16 protein-coding genes and 1 pseudogene are annotated in these 18,116 nt (G+C 51.7%); all 17 read left to right on the forward strand.

Annotation, left to right across the window (positions count from 1 at the left end):
• On the forward strand, positions 1 to 505 hold a 505-nt coding region (locus tag PG883_RS19160; RefSeq protein ID WP_270807661.1), incomplete at its 5' end, for a hypothetical protein.
• 986 nt (positions 506 to 1,491) lie between these two features.
• Positions 1,492 to 1,929, forward strand: coding sequence for an AAA family ATPase (locus PG883_RS19165; RefSeq protein ID WP_270807691.1), 438 nt, complete (start codon positions 1,492 to 1,494; stop codon positions 1,927 to 1,929).
• Positions 1,821 to 2,795 (forward strand): annotated as a pseudogene (gene rhlB, locus PG883_RS19170) (ATP-dependent RNA helicase RhlB); the annotation flags it as partial. The gene PG883_RS19165 and the pseudogene rhlB, both read left to right, overlap by 109 nt.
• Positions 2,796 to 2,808: 13 nt before the next feature.
• Positions 2,809 to 4,299: a guanosine-5'-triphosphate,3'-diphosphate diphosphatase gene (gppA, locus tag PG883_RS19175; protein ID WP_270807663.1), complete on the forward strand. Its 1,491-nt coding sequence runs from the start codon at positions 2,809 to 2,811 to the stop codon at positions 4,297 to 4,299.
• 627 nt (positions 4,300 to 4,926) lie between these two features.
• A complete protein-coding gene (locus PG883_RS19180) occupies positions 4,927 to 5,415 on the forward strand; it encodes a PEP-CTERM sorting domain-containing protein (protein WP_270807665.1) in 489 nt (162 codons plus the stop codon).
• A gap of 169 nt (positions 5,416 to 5,584) precedes the next feature.
• Complete coding sequence (locus PG883_RS19185; protein WP_270807667.1) at positions 5,585 to 6,049, forward strand: PEP-CTERM sorting domain-containing protein; 465 nt, start codon at positions 5,585 to 5,587, stop codon at positions 6,047 to 6,049.
• 117 nt (positions 6,050 to 6,166) lie between these two features.
• On the forward strand, positions 6,167 to 6,640 hold the full coding sequence (locus PG883_RS19190) for a PEP-CTERM sorting domain-containing protein (protein ID WP_270807669.1): 474 nt from the start codon (positions 6,167 to 6,169) through the stop codon (positions 6,638 to 6,640).
• Positions 6,641 to 6,958: 318 nt separating this feature from the next.
• Entirely contained in the window at positions 6,959 to 8,098 is a 1,140-nt protein-coding gene (locus PG883_RS19195; RefSeq protein WP_270807671.1) for a hypothetical protein, read from the forward strand.
• 11 nt (positions 8,099 to 8,109) lie between these two features.
• The gene (locus PG883_RS19200; protein WP_270807673.1) at positions 8,110 to 9,612 is read left to right on the forward strand and encodes an undecaprenyl-phosphate glucose phosphotransferase; all 1,503 of its coding nucleotides are present in this window, start codon (positions 8,110 to 8,112) and stop codon (positions 9,610 to 9,612) included.
• 112 nt (positions 9,613 to 9,724) lie between these two features.
• Entirely contained in the window at positions 9,725 to 10,672 is a 948-nt protein-coding gene (locus tag PG883_RS19205) for an EpsD family peptidyl-prolyl cis-trans isomerase (RefSeq protein WP_270807675.1), read from the forward strand.
• Positions 10,672 to 11,457 (forward strand): SLBB domain-containing protein, encoded by a 786-nt coding sequence (locus tag PG883_RS19210; RefSeq protein WP_270807677.1) that lies wholly within the window; start codon positions 10,672 to 10,674, stop codon positions 11,455 to 11,457. Before PG883_RS19205 ends, PG883_RS19210 begins: the two co-directional genes overlap by 1 nt.
• A 13-nt stretch (positions 11,458 to 11,470) precedes the next feature.
• Positions 11,471 to 12,862 (forward strand): chain length determinant protein EpsF, encoded by a 1,392-nt coding sequence (gene epsF, locus PG883_RS19215; RefSeq protein WP_270807679.1) that lies wholly within the window; start codon positions 11,471 to 11,473, stop codon positions 12,860 to 12,862.
• A gap of 15 nt (positions 12,863 to 12,877) precedes the next feature.
• Positions 12,878 to 13,753 (forward strand): polysaccharide biosynthesis tyrosine autokinase, encoded by an 876-nt coding sequence (locus PG883_RS19220; RefSeq protein WP_270807681.1) that lies wholly within the window; start codon positions 12,878 to 12,880, stop codon positions 13,751 to 13,753.
• An 11-nt stretch (positions 13,754 to 13,764) separates the two neighbouring features.
• Positions 13,765 to 14,631 (forward strand): exosortase B, encoded by an 867-nt coding sequence (gene xrtB / locus PG883_RS19225; RefSeq protein WP_270807683.1) that lies wholly within the window; start codon positions 13,765 to 13,767, stop codon positions 14,629 to 14,631.
• Entirely contained in the window at positions 14,624 to 15,307 is a 684-nt protein-coding gene (gene epsI, locus PG883_RS19230; protein WP_270807685.1) for an exosortase-associated protein EpsI, B-type, read from the forward strand. Before xrtB ends, epsI begins: the two co-directional genes overlap by 8 nt.
• A gap of 65 nt (positions 15,308 to 15,372) precedes the next feature.
• A complete protein-coding gene (locus PG883_RS19235; RefSeq protein WP_270807687.1) occupies positions 15,373 to 16,620 on the forward strand; it encodes a lipopolysaccharide biosynthesis protein in 1,248 nt (415 codons plus the stop codon).
• A complete protein-coding gene (locus PG883_RS19240; RefSeq protein ID WP_270807689.1) occupies positions 16,611 to 17,993 on the forward strand; it encodes a hypothetical protein in 1,383 nt (460 codons plus the stop codon). Before PG883_RS19235 ends, PG883_RS19240 begins: the two co-directional genes overlap by 10 nt.
• The last annotated feature ends 123 nt before the right edge of the window (positions 17,994 to 18,116 follow it).

An 18,116-nucleotide genomic window follows, 5' to 3' on the forward strand; every position in this document is an offset into this window, starting at 1 on the left:
TCATGGTGTTCCGCTTTGTTTCTTTGGCGAGAAGAAGCGTACCAGAACCGGCAGTTGGCCTCTTCTCTCCTATGCACCATGGGTGTTGCAGTTATTATCTGAATTCGCGACAGCGTTTGTTGATTTCCTATCCCAAGAGCAAACTGGATGGGGGTCTACCGAGTTTGTGGTGTTACGCCCGAAGGCTCCATTACCGGCCTACCATGGCTACCTCTTGGCTCGTCACCCGGCATTTCGTGAACACGCAATCCAAAGTATGTCTGGTACGAGTGGGCGTCAGCGTGTGCAAAATGACGTATTGGGTCGTTATCTCGTCATCGTTCCTAGTGAAAAGGTGGCAATGGCATTTAACGATGTCATTTCCCCTCTCCAACAGAAGATTACCGAAAACCATCGGCAAGCCCAAACCCTCGCCAATTTGCGCGATACCCTGCTACCCCGCCTGATCACCGGCCAACTGCGCCTGCCGGATGCCGAGGCAATGGTTGCGGAGGCGCAAGCATGATACTCGCAACTGAGGCGCACTCCGCTACGCTTGTCGTCAAGTTGACCCAGGGGGCTGTTGATAATGGCTATATCAGCATCGGGCGCAACCAATTTGCCTTCTTTCCTGTGGATGTTATAGCGAATGACCAAGGTGAAGCAGATGCAGCTATTGAGCTGGTTTTGCCAACCGGAGAGAAGGTCACTACCGCCGTGCTGGGTAAGTTTGGCCGGTTGCAGAAACGCTTTGGAACCATGTTCAAGCAGTTGTCTGTATGTGCTGGCGATCAGTTGCAATTGGCCCGGATAGGCTCTGACCCCTATCGGTATCAACTTACCCATATTCCGAATGGCTCGATTATGACTCCTCCCACCCCATCCGCATCGCAGCAGGACGCTCCCATGCCACAACTTGCACCATCCCCACTCAACCAGATCCTCTATGGTCCCCCCGGCACCGGCAAGACCTACCACACCATCAACAAGGCGCTGGCCATTCTCGACCCCGTCTGGCTGGCCGAGCACGAGACGGATCGCCAAGCCTTGAAGACGCGTTTTGATGAGCTGGTAAAGGAGGGGCGTATCGACTTTGTGACCTTCCACCAGAGCTTCAGCTACGAGGACTTCGTTGAAGGGCTGCGGGCGTTTACCCGAGAGGACGGCTCTCTGGAGTACCGGGTTGAGCCGGGCGTCTTTGCTCAGCTATGTGAGCTAGCTCAGAGCGAGTTTGCAGTGGTGCAGAATGAGACGCCAGCGGGTGACCCGTTCGACAGGGCGCTGCAGGAGCTGCAACGGCGCAGTGAGCAGGCCGAAGACCACCTGTTGCAGATGAAGACCGATAAGGGGATGCACTTTAAGGCGCGTTACAATCCCAAAAAAAGGACATTCAGCGTCTTTCAGCAAGACAACGGCATCGAAGGCTCGCGCTCCAGTGGCAACATGAAAAATGTCCGCCATCTCTACTACACGGGTGATCGGGGGGCGAGTGGCCCGTCTTACGTGAAGGGGATGCTCGACTACCTGGTTGAGTACTGCAATTTGCCTGATCCCAAGCATCGCGGCTTAGCACCGAAAAAACCATCCCAGCGCAAGCCATTCGTGTTGATTATCGATGAGATCAACCGGGGCAATGTATCGCGCATCTTCGGTGAGCTGATTACCCTGATTGAGCCAAGTAAGCGGGCTGGGCGCGACGAGGCGCTCAGTACCACGCTGCCCTACTCCAAGGACACCTTTAGCGTTCCTGACAACCTCTACCTTATCGGCACCATGAACACCGCCGACCGCTCCTTGGCCGGACTCGATATCGCGCTGCGTCGGCGCTTTGTGTTTGAAGAGATGCCGAGCCCATGGCCGAGACCACAGGATTCAAACTGGGTCTGGCTTACGGCGGCGATGGTTACGACAAACAGCTTGCCGTGTTGGAACAGGGCGTTGACGTACTGATTGGGACCACGGGTCGCATCATCGATTACCTCAAGCAGGGGATTATCGACCTCTCCCGGATCCAGGCTGTGGTTCTGGATGAGGCTGATCGTATGTTCGATCTGGGGTTCATCAAGGACATCCGTTTCCTGTTCCGTCGCATGCCGATGCCAAACCAGCGCCTGAACATGCTGTTCTCTGCCACTTTATCGCTACGAGTGCAGGAATTGGCTTACGAGCATATGAATCAACCCGAGCATGTGCAGATTGAACCGGAGCAGATGACCGGGCAACGCATCAAGGAGGAGCTGTTCTATCCCTCCAACGAAGACAAGATGCTGCTGCTATTGACGCTGATCGAAGAAGAGTGGCCGGATAAAGCCATAGTGTTCGCCAATACCAAACATGTCTGTGAAGACGTACATGGCTGGCTGGAAGCTGATGGTCATCGTGTCGGTCTGTTGACTGGTGATGTGCCGCAGAAGAAGCGGATGAAAATCCTCGAGGATTTCACCAAGGGCGCACTGGATATTCTGGTGGCCACCGATGTGGCAGCTCGCGGCTTGCACATTCCCGATGTCACCCATGTGTTCAACTATGATCTGCCGGATGACGCCGAAGACTATGTGCATCGCATTGGCCGTACTGGTCGCGCCGGCAAGAGTGGTCATTCCATCAGCTTTGCCTGTGAAGACTATGCCTTCAACTTGCCGGCGATCGAAGATTACATTCGGCACCCGATCCCGGTGAGTAAGTATGATCGCCAGGCGTTGTTGCAGGATGCCGAGGCACCGAAGCGGATCCATCGCCACCGTGCCGGCATCAATCGTAATATGCGTGAGCGTCAGCCGAGTGCCGGACGCCGCCGTGGTCCCCGTAAACCCTGACAGGACGTCGCCCGTGAACCAGCCACCTCTGTATGCTGCCATTGATCTCGGCTCCAACAGTTTCCACATGCTGGTGGTGCGCGAGGTTGCGGGCGCGATCCGCACGGTTGCCAAGGTCAAGCGCAAGGTGCGGCTTGCTGCCGGACTTGATGCTGACAATTGCCTGAGCCATGAGGCGATGGAACGGGGCTGGGATTGTCTGCGTTTGTTTGCCGAACAACTGCAGGACGTACCGAAAGAGAATACCCGGATTGTCGGCACCGCCACCTTGCGGCTGGCGGGTAATGTGGGTGTCTTCCTGGTCGAAGCGGAGCGAATTCTCGGTCACCATATCGAGGTGATCACCGGCGAAGATGAAGCCAGAACCATCTACCAAGGCGTGTCCTGGACCTCCAGTGGTGAAGGTAAACGACTGGTCATTGATATCGGTGGCGCCAGCACCGAACTGGTGATCGGTGAGCAAAGTGATGCCAAGCTATTGAATAGTCTGCATATGGGCTGTGTCACCTGGCTCAGACGCTTTTTTGCCGATGGCTTGCTGAGTGCCGACAATTTTGCGGCCGCGATCGAAGGCGCCAAGGTGGTGCTGGCTCAAGTCGAGCAGAGCTATCTCGATATGGGCTGGGTTACCTGTGTCGGTGCCTCGGGGACCGTGCAGGCGCTGCAAGAGATCATGATCGCTCAAGGGCGTAGTGAGCGGGTGACGCTGAGCAAGCTCAACGAATTGAAGGAACAGGCCATCCAGTGTGGTCGAATCGACCAGTTGGCGTTGCAAGGCTTGGCCCCCGAGCGTTTGACCGTGTTTCCATCTGGCCTGGCGATCCTCATCGCGATCTTTGAAACCCTGCATATCGACAATATGACCCTGGCCGGTGGTGCCCTGCGTGAGGGACTCATCTACGGCATGGTCGGGCGCAAGCGGGATTGCGATGCTCGTGAACGGACAGCCGAGAGCCTGATCACTCGTTATCAATTGGATCGGGATCAGGCGGAGCGGGTGCGTAACGTGGCGTTGACCGCATTCAGCCAGTTGCATCAGAGCTGGCATCTGAGTGAACAGTATGGTCGTCCCATGCTGCGCTGGGCGGCCATGCTCTACGAGCTGGGATTGTGTATCGAGTACAAAAAGGCGCCGCAACATGCCGCCTACATCATCGATCACATCGATATGCCCGGTTTTACCCCGGCGCAGAAGCAGTTGTTATCAGCCTTGATGCTCAATCAACGGGATGAGTTCAAACTAGATGAACTGGAGCGGCAAAATGCGGTTTCCATGACCCAGGCCTGTCGTCTGGCGCGCATCCTGCGGTTGTCGATTATTCTGTGCATGCGGCGCACCGAGGGTACGGTTCCCGAGTTTCGCTTCGAGGCGGACGAGGAGCAATTGACCATCTGGTTACCGCAAGGCTGGTCGCAAGTTCACTATTTGCGCGCCTCCGAACTGCAGGATGAGGCCAAACGCCAAACCCTGATGGGTTGGCCGACCCGAGTCGTGGAAGAGTAGCCTCATCGATAATCTGACTAACCATAAAAAGAGCCGAAAGGCTCTTTTTTATTGCCGCCTCCAGGTGGGTGTCCCTTTTCTGAGCGGAGGGGATTGCAGCATTGAGGTGGGTATCCTTTATGTGGGTGTCCTTTACGCAGATCATTGACATAGATCAGGGTGGATCATAGTAGTGCCGATGTGCACATTTGGTGCACTATGGCTGTTCATGCTGGCTAATAAGTAATTAATCATAAATCCAACTGTCACAAATGAGGTGTAATGTGAGCACTCGATGGGGTCCCATCCCTTGACTGCTTCCAACTGAACATATCTCAACGGTCTGATTATTAAGATTTTTTGTATTTCCGAAGAGTAATCAGTCGAAAAACCGAGGTTCATGAGCAAAAAGTTTAGGAAAATTTGACAGAAGTCAGTAGAATTGGCACTAACCATGAATAAGATCGTAGGCCGAGTGGTTCTAAAGACTGAGCGAAAGTCGCTTCTTTAGACAAGAAATGGTTTAGTAAAGCCAATAGATTTCGTCGTAACGCGGTTGTTTATGCAGGATGATGAAGACTTGGATAAGTCTGATAAACAGCCTCGATACAAAGGATTGTGTGGCCACAGGCCAACAGGGAGTAGAAGATGAACAAAGGATGGAGTAGCTGGTTGTCGGCCATCGCAATGCTGAGCATCTTGTTTGCTGGTGTGGCAAGTGCCCAAACATACACTCTGGCCGAGAGCCAAGGTAAGCAATTCGCCGTTAACGCCAAGAGCGCAGTGACCATCCAGATTGCCAACGCTAATCTGGCAGATTTGGTGATAGGTTTTGATGCCACCACCAGCAGTACGCCTGGTCGCCTGGTCTATACCCTCTTCTCCGAGCCGGATGGCTCTCAAGTATTCTCCGATGATTTCACCGGCTTCGGCTCTTTTAGCCAGAGTGGCAAGAACACAGCCAACATGCTGCATCTGCAAATCACTTCAGACGATAGTTACGCCCTCAATGGTAATGTGAAGCCGGTTCCCGAGCCCGAAACCTATGCTCTCATGGGCGTTGGTCTGCTAGGGCTGTTTCTGTCACGTGCTAGAAACGGCAAGCGCGAATCCATGGTTCGCGCTCTGGCTGCTTAATAATAAGAATAAAATATAAAACTATTTTGTGTGGATATTTGCTCAGGATGAGTAAGAGTATTCGCACCCAGAATGGATGGAGCAGGCAAATATTATATGCCTGCTCATGGTAAGCTTAAGGGTATTTGTAGCTGTTGCCTGATAGCAAATAGACATGGAGATAACTGTAATGAATAAATTGGGAAAATGGGTGGCGTCAGCTGTAGTTGCAACTGCGCTGTTAGGCGGCAATGCACAAGCTACCGTCTACAAGGCAGATGGTAGCTTGGGGCAAAGTCTGTTGGTTACTTTGCTGGGCGGCGATACTGGCTCCTGGGTCAGTTTTGTTACTCAGGTGGTGGGTAAATTTGACACTTCCAGTTCGGGTAATGCTGTGGTTAATGCCACCAGCCTCAACAAAGCCCAGACCAGGTTTTTTGTGGCTGGTTCATCAGAAGAGGGCAGCGCTGTCAGCTACTTCTCCCTGATCCCGACTGCAGGCTCTTCTATCAAAGTTAATAGCAATGGCATCTCTGGTGAGAACTTCAACATAGCCGCTGTGCCTGAGCCTGAAACCTATGCCCTGATGGGTGTCGGTCTGCTGGGGCTGCTGCTGGGTCGTCGTCGTAAAAACCTGGTTCAGGCTGCCGCCTGAAAGTAGGAAAGGGTGCCCTTGCGTAATAAAAAAAATCAGGCGCAAGGCACCCGAATATAAAGTTATAAAACGTAGGCATCGTTTCTTGTATAGCTGGTTAATATGGAGATTAACGCTATGAATAAATTAGCAAAATTGCTGACTGCGGTCGCCATGCTGAGCGTGGTCGGATCCAGTTCTGCCAACGCGGCACTCTACTCTGCCGATGGTAGCAAGGGTGAGAGCCTGGTGATCACACTGCTCGCTGGTTATTCCAAGTCCGTATTGGATTTCACCGCTGGCCTGCTTGGTCTCGGCCAATATACAGTGGCCGGGCCCAACCTCAAGGCTTTCGGCGTAGAAGCCGATGAGGATGATATCAGCCAGCTGGTTGGCGTAGCCAAGCAGCTGAAGAGCACGACTGGTTTGTTGACTATCACCCCAGGTAAAGGCACCACCTTCCAGATCAACAGCATCTCCAGCTCAAACGGTAGCAGCAGCTTTACTGTGACTGCCGTGCCTGAGCCTGAAACCTATGCTCTGATGGGTGTCGGTCTGCTGGGGCTGTTGCTGGTGCGCCGCCGCAAGAGTGCTACGGTATCATTCGCATAAACTGGCCTTTATAGGTTTAGGTGCAAAAATAGGAATAATGGTCTCAGGCAAGTGAGAATAATCATATTGCTGATAGCCATTGTTCCTTTTTTTTGCCTGAGTTTCATAGCTATAAATTTATGTACCAGGGTTGAGATATAGTTAGCGAAAATATGACGGCGTGGCTGATATTCATATCAATTACTCGTTATATTGTCTGTGCAAATAGTTAGCTTGGCGTTCGCCGCTAAATTTATTAATCACGCTAAGTCTTGAGGTATTGATTTGCGATCACTAGAGAAAATTCAAGGGCAATACCCGTATTGCCTTGCGGTAGCTATGGGGTTGACCCTGTTTTCTCTGCATGCCCAGGCTCGCTACGATGAAACAGACCATTTCAAGCTTATCGCTTCACTTTCAACCCTGCATGATAACAACGTGTTCCGTCTGGCCGATGGGCAGAGCAGTGGCGATCTGAGCCGCAGTGACACCATCTACACGCCGAGCGTCCAGGCCTTGTATGACAACACCTTTTCGCGTCAGCAGTTTTCGGTTGATGCCTCGATATTCCAGCCCCATTACCAAAACAACAGTGAGATGCAATACACGGGGCATGAAACCAGCGTAAAGTGGAACGGTGCCGTGGGGGAGCTCTGGCATCCACAGCTTGGCTATCAAAACAGCCAGAATCTCGCTTCGTTTGAAGATGTGGCGCTCGGTGTCAAAGACATGATCAACGAGCAGATCTTCTCCGGTGGCGTGGCCTATGGTGGCGAGCGTAATGGCAAGGTACTGCTCGATGCCAGCCGCAAAGAGAAATACCACGACACTCAGCGTTTCCTCAATCTGGTCGATCAGGGCTTTGGTGTGGCAGGTGGCTGGATAACAGATAAGGGCACACAGGCTACCCTGCGCTACGACAATCGCAATATCCATTTCACTGAACCGCTTCAGCAGGTGCTGACTCGCGACTACAACCAGAACAAACTCAAGCTCGGCACAGTGTGGCCTGTGACACCCAAAGTGAATCTGGGTGCCAGCCTGGGTTATATCGCCTGGCATTTTGATGCCAATGGCAGCAACAGCGATGATGTTTTTGGTGGGGTGGATGCCAATTGGCAATACAGCGAAAAGCTCAGGTTTAGCACGGCTTATAACCGTGATGCCGATGATCCTGGCGCCAATCTGCGGCTGAGTATGACCAACTCCTATAACCTGCAGGCCGATTGGCTTATGACCACCAAGCTGGGTTGGAATGCCTCCTGGAAGCGGCGCGATACCACCTATGGTGTAGTGCAGAACTCTCCGCTGCCGCAGCAACGGGATACCACAGAGACTTACCGTTTAGGGCTTGGCTGGAGCCCGCGAGACTTCTTTAGCGGCAATCTTTATGTGCAGAGCGAAGAGCGCAGCAGTAATAACGCCTTCAATGAGTACCAAGACGAGCAAGTGGGTCTGGATCTTCAATTCAAATATTAGTGGGACAGGATATGAACGATATTGCATCGCTCCCCCATGTTCAGCCTGCCAAGGGGCATCATGACAAGGAGTCACAAGAAACGGCGAGTCATTATGAGCTGATGACTCCCACCATGGCGACTCGGCTAGGTGAGATGGAGAAAATTGCTCCGCTGACCACCCTGTTCAAATCCTTCATCGACCCTATCATAGTGGTCGCCAGTCTCTACTTTTTGCACTTTTTCTACGAAGTAACCTTCAGTGGGCCCGAGGTGATACTGGCAGCCATGGCGTTCCTGCTTACCATCATCTTTATGGATGGAACCTTCCTCTTTATGCCGGGGAGTTTTCGCTCCTGGCTGGGGTTGGGGAGCTTTATCGGTAGCTGGTGCTTCATCATTCTCTGCCTGGGGCTGATAGGTCATGTCAGCGGAATAACCGATTATTTTTACCCGCCCTATGTGCTGACCTGGTTTGTGGCTGCGCCGGCTGCCCTGCTCTTGACTCATGCCGGGGTGCGGGGCCTCTTGCTGCCGTCGGTATTCAAGGCCAAGCGCCGGCGAGTGGCCATAGTGGGTGCCAACCAGGCCGGACAAACCTTGCGGGCACGGATTTGCGGCAACCCCTATCTAAACATGGAGTTTGTTGGCTTCTTCGATGAACGCGAGTTGAGTCGGCTGGACGGGATCACGCAAGCCGATCTGCTCTGTACGCTCAACGAGATGCCAGAGTACATAGCGAAGAATGACATCAACCGTGTCTATATCTCCCTGCCCATGTCCTCACAGCCGCGGGTAATGAAATTGCTGGATGAGTTACAAGACAGCACGGCCTCAATCTATTTCGTGCCTGACTTCTTCATCTTCGACATGATCCAGGCCCATGTGGACCATGTGGCGGGTATCCCTGTGGTCTGTATCTGTGAATCTCCATTCCGGGGCCTCAAGGCAGTGATCAAGCGTGCCTCCGATGTGGTCTTTGGCACCATGATACTGGCCCTCATCTGGCCCATCATGCTGGCTACCGCGATCGCCGTGAAGGTGACCTCGCCTGGACCCATCATCTTCAAGCAGCGGCGCTACGGTGCCGATGGCAAGAGCATCATGGTCTACAAATTTCGCTCCATGACTGTGATGGAAGATGGCGCCAAGGTGACCCAGGCTCAGCAGAATGATCAACGCTTTACCCCTATCGGCGGTTTCTTGCGCAAGACCTCACTCGACGAATTGCCCCAGTTCCTCAACGTGCTTGAAGGGAGCATGAGCATAGTGGGCCCGCGTCCGCATGCGAATGCCCACAACGAGTATTACCGTAAGCTCATTAAGGGTTACATGATCCGTCATAAGGTGCGCCCTGGCATCACTGGCTGGGCTCAGGTCAATGGCTGTCGTGGTGAAACCGACACCCTGGACAAGATGGAAAAGCGGGTGCAGTTCGATCTGGACTACCTGCGCCACTGGTCACTCTTTATGGACATCAAGATCATCTTCATGACTGTCTATCAAGTGATCAAGCGCGAAGGGAACGCTTACTAGCCCCCTCCCAGCCCCCCTTGGCAGGGGGAGGAGTAGATTTTTTCCCTCCCCCTTTTTTAAGGCGAGGGGTAAGCCTAAACAAAAAATTGATATCAACTTGAGTTGAGAGCGAATGTCTATGCATAAGGAAAAAGTGATGACCACAAGGACACTGCTGAGTGCTGCGCTTGTCATGGCATTGGCCTTGACTGGCTGTGGTGATGATAAGGGGGCCAAGTCTCCTAGCCAGGTACTGGCGCGGGTAAATGGCAACGAGATCACAGTACTGCAGCTCAACTACCTGCTGGCACAGAACCAGAATCTGCCCAAGGATCAGCAGCGCAGCAAGCAGGCGCTTCTGGATGAGCTGATCCAGCAAGAGCTGCTGGTACAAATGGCCACAGAGAAGAAGCTGGATCGTAACCCTAACGTTCTGCAGGCCATGGAGTTCGCCAAGCGTCAGGTTTTGGCGCAGGCTGCCGCAGGCCAGGAGATGGCCACTATCAAGGAGCCGGGCGAAACAGAACTCAAGGCGTTTTATCAAGCAAATCCTCAACTCTTCGCCGAGCGCCAGCTCTATTCTCTGGCGGCTTTTTTGGTCAAGGCGGATGCGCTGACTCCGGAAGTAGGCGCGGCCCTGAATGGCTCAACCAATGACGAGCAGACCGCCAGCATACTCAAGGAGCACGGCATCAACTTCACCAGTACTCGCACCTCAGCTCCGGCAGAGGCCCTTCCTGAGGCGGTGACCAAGCAACTCACCAAGATGCAGATTGGTGACATAGTGCAGGTCAACGAGGCGGGTAACATAGTCATGATGCAACTCAAGGGGCGTACCCCAGCTCCCATGACCTATGACCAGTCGCGGGCTGCCATATTGCAGCACCTCAAGCAGGGCAAGCTGCAGAGTGAGGGGAACCAGAAACTCGAACAACTGAAGCAGAGTGCCCAAATCGAATACCTGCAGAAGTTTGATGAGAGCGAGGTGGCCAAGGACGACAAGCCTGCGCCTTCTGCAGCAGCTGCGAGCCAAGCAGCGGACGATAACCATCTGAAGTCTGGGTTGAAGGGGCTGAAATAATGCTAACGAAATGGCTGTTACTCATAAGTTGCCTGCTGGCGTCGCTTTCTCTGCAAGCGGAGCCTACCCCGGCAAACCGCTATACCCTGGGTGCAGGCGATGTCATCAAGGTGTCGGTTTATGACCACCCGGATCTGCAGTTTGAGGCTGAAATCACCGATGATGGCACCTTGAGCGTGCCGCTCATCAATCGCGTCAAGCTGGCGGGGCTCACCTTTAGCCAGGCCGAAAATGAAATTGCCAAGCGTCTGGAAGAGGGCGGCTATGTGCAAGAGGCCCATGTCAATATCCTGATCACCGGCTATCGTAGCCAACTGGTCTCTGTGATTGGTGAGGTGAACCGTCCTGGCCGTTACCGTCTGGAGGGGGAGACCTCGCTGGTGACCATGCTGGCCAACGCGGGTGGTGTCTCTGTTGCCGGTGGCGATATCGTCTACCTGCTGCGTGATGGCAAGCAACAGCAGTTCTACCTGCCCTCACTCATCCAGCAGGGTAACCCTGTCGTCAACATGATGCTCAAATCAGGCGATCAGCTCTATGTGCCGCGCTACAAGCTGGTCTACGTCTATGGCGAGGTTAACCGCCCGGGTGCCTACCGTCTGGAACCGGGTATGACAGTGATGCAAGCCCTGGCTCAGGCGGGCGGTTTTGGTCCCAAGGCGGACAAGAGCGATATCGAACTGCAGCGTAAAGCCAAGGGTGGCGAGCTGGAGAAGCAAGAGGTCGAGCTGACCCATTCCCTACAGGCCGAAGATGTGATCTTCGTAACTGAAAGCCTGTTCTAACGGAGTCTTGACCATGACGTTTCAACAATTCCTGCAGATCCTTAAAGCCCGCCGCATCGCCTTCTTGGCGGTGCTGTTTACCGTGGTGCTCACCGCGCTGGCGGTTTCGTTACTGCTGCCCAAGCAGTATACCGCCGAAGCCTCCATCGCCATTGATACTGGCAGGGTTGACCCGCTCAGTAATATGCCCATGTCGGGGCAACTGGTTCCGGGTTACCTGGCCACTCAGGTGGATATCCTCACCAGCCATGAAACTGCCCGTAAGGTGGTCGAGCTGTTGAAACTGGACCAATTTTCCGAGGCCAAGGAGCAATTTGCCGAAGAGGGCAAGGGCAAGGGGGATATCAGAGACTGGTTGGCTGATAGTCTGCTAAAAAACCTGGACGTGAAGCCTTCCCGTGAGAGTAATGTCATTAACCTGACCTACACCTCACCCGATCCGGCTTTCTCTTCAACGCTGGCCAATACCTTTATCGAGGCCTACAAGGATGTGATCATCCAGATCCGTTCCAGCTCGGCCCAGCAAAACAGCATCTTCTTCCAGCAGCAGCTTAAAGCCGTACAGGCCAAGCTGGAGCAGGCACAAATTCGCCTCTCCGACTTTCAACAGGCTCAGGGCATAGTGGCGACCGATGAGCGGCTGGACATAGAGACCCAGAGGCTGGCCGATATTTCAAGCCAGCTGGTTAATGCTCAGGCCCAGAGCTTCGATGCCGAGTCCCGTGCCCGCGGCGATGGCAAAGATGTCGCCCCCGATGTGCTGAATAACCCGCTTATCCAGCAGCTCAAGGCGCAACTGGCCCAGCAGGAGGCCAAGTTCAAGCTGCTGGCTGCCAAAGAGGGGCCCAACCACCCCCTTTACAAGCAGGCGCAGGCTGAACTGAACTCAACACGCCAACAGTTGAACAGCATGATCCGCCTCTACACCAAGGGACTGGATAATACTGCCGATAACGCTCAACTGCGTCAGGCCAGTCTGCAACAGGCGCTGGCCGAGCAGAAGGCCAAGGTGCTGGAGCTTAAGGCCCAGCGTTCCAAGCTCGATATTTTGCAGCGCGATGTGGATTCGGCCCAACGAGTCTATGAAGTGGCGATGCAGAAGCTCTCCGAGGCGGCCATGGAGAGTAACTCAGATGCCACCAACGTGGCTGTCCTGAAGGCGGCCCCTGAGCCTACCAGACACTCCAAGCCCAAGGTGTTGGTTAATCTGATTCTGGCTTGTTTCCTCGGCACCCTGCTAGGGGTTGGTTTTGCTCTGCTGCTGGAGTTGCAGGATCGCCGTATTCGTTCTACCGCCGATATTGAGCAGCTGCTGCAGATCCCTGTGCTGGCAGATCTGACTGGCGACTATAGCGCCAAGGCTATTCAACCAACTTCCGGCAGCCGTCAGGCTAGCGCAGCCTAACAAGAGGGATCGAACATGTCTTATCAAGACGCGACGCAACAAGCGGTTATCGAAGCGCCAACTCAGGTAGGCAAGATTGGTCGGGTACTGCTGGAGAGTGGTCGCCTTACCGAGCAGCAGGCTGAGAAGGTGCTGCTGCGCCAGCAGGAGCGGAAGATCCGCTTCGGCGAAGCGGCCATCGAGCTCGGTTATATCTCGGAGGCGGATATTCAGTTTGCTCTGGCGCGCCAATTTTCATACGCCTATCTGCAGCCGGGTGATGGCTTGGTCTCGGAGCAGGTGGTGGCGGCCTACTACCCCTACACCCCTTATGTCGAGCGCTTGCGCAGCCTGCGTAGCCAACTTAACCAAAACTGGATACAAAAAGGGCGCAAGGCCCTGGTGCTGGTGAGCGATGAGGCCGGTAGCGGCTGCACCGAGCTGGCCGCCAACCTGGCAGTGGTCTTTGCCCAACTGGGGGAGCGTACCCTGCTGATCGATGCCGACCTGCGTGATAGTCAGCAGCACCTGCTCTTCAAGCTGAGCAACCGCCAGGGCTTGACCGATATTTTGGCCGACCGTGCCGATATCGGTTGCATCCACAAGATCAACCGTCTGCCGGGTCTCTCGGTACTGACCAGCGGTACTCCGGCTCCCAACCCTCAGGAGCTGCTGGCGAGTCCTCACTTCAAGCTGTTGCTGGATGAGCTGGAGCAGCGCTTTGATGTGATCATCATAGACTCACCGGCGCTGGAAGGGTGTGTCGATGCCCAGGTGATCGCCGCTCCGGTACAGGGTGTGGTCATGGTGGCCAACCAGCATGAAACCAAGGCCAAGGCGCTGCAGGATGCGGTGAGCCTAGTCCGCAATACCGGTGCCCAGGTGCTGGGCTGCGTCTTGAACCAGCAGTAATGAAGGTAAATATGACCCGTCAATTAGCCGGTTGGAGAGAGAGTTTAAGTATGGGTTGGCCATTAATTATGGCCCTCCTACTGTTTATTGCTCCTGTTTACTACGAGATGAGCGGCAGTCTATGGGAGGAGGAGAATTACTCCCATGGGCCGGTCATCTTGCTGGTTTGCCTCTGGCTATTCTGGCGTGAGTTGCCTCGCTATTTGGCTTTGCAAAATGAGGGGCGACCGATTTGGGGTGGGCTGCTGTCGCTAATTGCTGCGCTATTGTATTTAGTCGGTCGATCTCAATCGCTGCCCCTGCTGGAGCTACCGAGTCAGATAGTGATGCTGTTGGCTCTGATCCTGCTCTTTAAGGGGGGGGCCGGGGTCCGGGTCTATTGGTTCGCTCTGCTGTTTATGCTGTTTTTGGTGCCTATCCCGGGCTTGTTGCTCTATAGCCTGACCCATGTGCTCAAGCAGCAGGTTTCTGTGGTCGCTGAAACCATACTATTTTATTTGGACTACCCGATAGCACGAGAAGGGGTGATGCTGACGATTGGCCAATACCAGTTACTGGTCGCCGATGCCTGTTCTGGCATGAACTCCATCATTGCCTTAAGCGCCTTGGGGCTGCTGTACCTATATTTGAATCCGCAACCTGGTTGGCTACGGGTGGGGGTTATATTGCTGCTGATTATTCCCATCGCGGTTGTCGCCAATCTGATCCGGGTGATGGCGCTGATCTTGATAACCTACTATTTTGGCGATGAGGCGGGGCAGGGTTTTGTGCATAGTCTGGCCGGTATATTGTTATTCGCTTGTTCGCTTACCTTGATTTATCTGTTAGATAATATATTGCGCCTATTTAGCAAGCTCTGGGGGCAGAAATATGCGTAGTTTAAACAGCACGGCTAAAATCTGGATTTGCACCGCTTTCTTGTTGGCGTTAATCACGCTAGCCTGGTTTCTGCGGCCAACTGAGTTGCTGGCTAAAAGTGACCCCTTGGTATTAACTCAGGTATTCCCGGAATCTTTTGGTGATTGGAAAGTAGATGATTCTATCACACCGTTAGAAGTCACTCCTGAGCTTAAAGCCAAGCTGGATAAGACTTACGATCAGACGCTCTCCCGCACCTATATCAATAGCCAAGGGTACCGCATTATGCTTTCGGTAGCCTATGGCGGTAATCAGAGTTCTGATAGCACACAGGTGCATAGACCTGAGTTTTGCTATACAGCTCAGGGTTTTTCTATAACTAGGCCAGAAGATGTGACCCTTAAGATTGCAGGGCTGCCTCTACCTGTGCGCCGTATGGTGGCTTCTCTTCGGCAGCGAATTGAACCGATTAGCTATTGGATCACTATTGGTGATCAAGCCACAGTGCCAGGCATAGGGCGTAAGTTATTACAACTACAATATGGTCTATCTGGGCGAGTTCCTGATGGTCTATTAATCCGGATCTCATCAATAGATGGTGCGATCCCCGAGGCTTATGTCCAGCAAGTAGAGTTTATGGGGCAGCTACGCAAAGCACTAGCCACAAAGGATAGCAATAGAGTCTTTGGTATATAAGCCTGCGCATGAATCATAAAGCCGATAGGAGTTATGATTCATTATTGCCATGGCTGGAGTAGTCGATGCTAAAAAAAATAAACAAAAGATGGTTGCCACCCCTTGAACAATTGATGATCAGCGGGTTAAGTTTTTTTATTAACGGTATTTTGATTCTTTTGTCGGATAAAGCTAACTATGGTCAGTTTTCTCTTCTTTACTCTTATGTGTTGCTAATTATTGGTGTGCATGCAGCAATCATTGCCACGCCTATGCTGGTAGAGGCATCTAGAGAGTCAGATGAAAACAAACAAGCATTTGTTGCGAATATCAGCCGTTTGTTGCTTGCCAGTATCTTATTTGTATTCATTCTACTCATCTGTTTTTGGTCGGCATTCAATAATGCCATGCTGATAGAGGCATTTGTCTTTACTCTGTTAACGAGTGTGTTAAGAGAATACTCCAGATCCATTTATTTATTACATGAACAATTTGAACGCTCAATATCAATAACTTTTTTGTATTGTGCGTCTATTGTTTCAGGCTGTATGTTCTGTTACTGGTTGTTAAAATCTTTAACTGCGGTGAATGCATTTTTTATTATTGGGGCTGCTAACGTCATGTTTTCTTTGCCTCATATCATAACTTCATCTCGAGCAAAATCCTCCGTATCAATATGGAACAGTGCAGGCAGGTTATGGGTCCATACCCGATGGGCTTTACCTGGTGTGGTGGTTATTTGGCTACAGAATAATGCATTTTTATCAATCGTATCGCTCCGGCTCGGCACAGTGGTTGCGGCCGATTTGTCATCAGCCAGATTATTGATCATGCCCTATATGAGCTTTTTTTCTGGCTATACCAGACCGCTTATTTCCCAACTTAGCCAGCTGATAGAAAGTAGTAAAATTAGCGTTGCATTTAATAAAGCAAAGAAATTGACCGCTTGGCAGGCTGCCATCTGTGGTGTCATGGCTATAGTTTTCTTGGCATGTTACGCGGTTCAGCGTCAATATGGGCTTTTTGAAAAGTATGAGCATCTGTTTCTATATGGTGCGGGCTGGGCAGTATTCGCTGGTTGTAATTCAGCTCGGGCACCATTTGCAATATTTATTCAAGCCTATAGAAATTTTAAACTGTTGTTTTTGCTTAGTATCGTCACGGCTATCATCTCTGTGTCTGGTGTCTGGTTTGCAACATACGCGTCCTTGCCGATTGGTGTGACGTTTATGTTGGCTCTATCTGAAATAGTCTTGCTAGTTTGTTTATTTTGGAAGGTGAAACGAATCAATTCAAATACTGAGCCAAGCCCGAGGAGTTCAGAATGTCAGTAAGGTTTATACTGCCAGCAGCAGTCTTTTTTGCTCTATGCTTGGTTGTTGAACTACTAATCAACACCCTCTTCCCATGGCGGCCACTCTCCATGAGCCTTGAGCTTATCCCCATGCTTTTATGGGCTGGACTGGGTTTGTTTTTGTTTCCATTTTTGAAGAACACATTAAGTCGCTTGCTGGTTTATGTAATATTTTTCGTTTATTTGATTGGCAATGTCAATTCAGTGGCATCATATTACCTGTATGGACATCATTATCTGACGGATTTGACTTCTGCCAATTTTATATATATCGCCTTTAGCTATGCTTTTGTTATCGGTTTGGTTGTTGGAGACAAATATATAGCCGATGATAAAAAGCTGCTCGCCTACCCTGAACTCAGGAAAGAGCCTGCGACTACAGTGTTTGCGGCAGGAGTATTTGTATTCCCCATTATATGGTTAGCTGATGAATACTTGGCTCTTGGTTATCTGCCAATTTTAAGCGGAGCATCAATCATTAATGATATGTATGAACTTTCTTACGGCAAGTTATATGGATACGGTGTTATTTTAGCATTTTGTGCTCTGTTTATGTGGTCAAAACAACTAGAAACGCGGCGAGGGAAAGGACAGTTATTGCTGTCCATCTTACTGATTGGTGTAATGATCTTTACCGTATTGACCATGGTCTTTGATGGGCGTCGGGTTTTTTTGCTGATTTTCATTGGTGGGTTGCTAGTGTTTGAGTTAGCAAGAAATAAGGGTAGAAATATTTGGCCCATGCTAGGTAAGTTTGGCTTGACTCTAGTCGTTTCGTACGTCGTATTGTTATATGTGAGACAAGGGGGTCGTCTGATATCAGCGGCAGATGCGGCGCAAACGTTATCGAAAGTTGGTGTTGAGTATCGCGACTATGCCTACGTAGTTACGCACTTAAATCCAGGCTCATTACAGGGCTATAGTTGGCTGGGCAGCGCAGTCGGTGGTTTTTCAAATTGGGTGTTGCTTGCACTGGTTGGGCTTAGTAAAAACGAATTAGTCTATTCTGGTAGCGCCTACCAGCTCTCGGCAGTATTTCAGTCTGAATTTGGTATTCGCGTGGGGTTGTTTGCTGAACTATGGTTACAATTCGGCCTCTGGGGGCTGCTAATTGCTCCTCTAGTTGGGCTATTCTTTATATGGTTGTCCAAGCTGGTATATTGTAGTAGAAGCGAAATTGGAAGAATATTGTCTTCTATAGTTTTTGGAGTGGCTATTTTCTCATTCGTTGGGCAATCGAGTGCTATAACGGGTTACTGGTCTTTACTTATATACTTTAGTTGTGTTTGGTGGTTTTTAGACCGTTTTTCTTTAGATAAGAATACATATGAACATTTCAAATATAAGAGATAAGTTTTTAGGTGCAAAGCGCGAATTCAACTCCGAAGTGCAACACCCGCCAAATCAAGCAACCTGTCGTAGTTCATCAAACACGATCTGCGGTTGCCTGAAATCCAAACATTTGCGCGGTCTAAG

Source organism: Aeromonas sp. QDB25, from assembly GCF_027707725.1.
GTDB classification, from domain to species: domain Bacteria; phylum Pseudomonadota; class Gammaproteobacteria; order Enterobacterales; family Aeromonadaceae; genus Aeromonas; species Aeromonas caviae.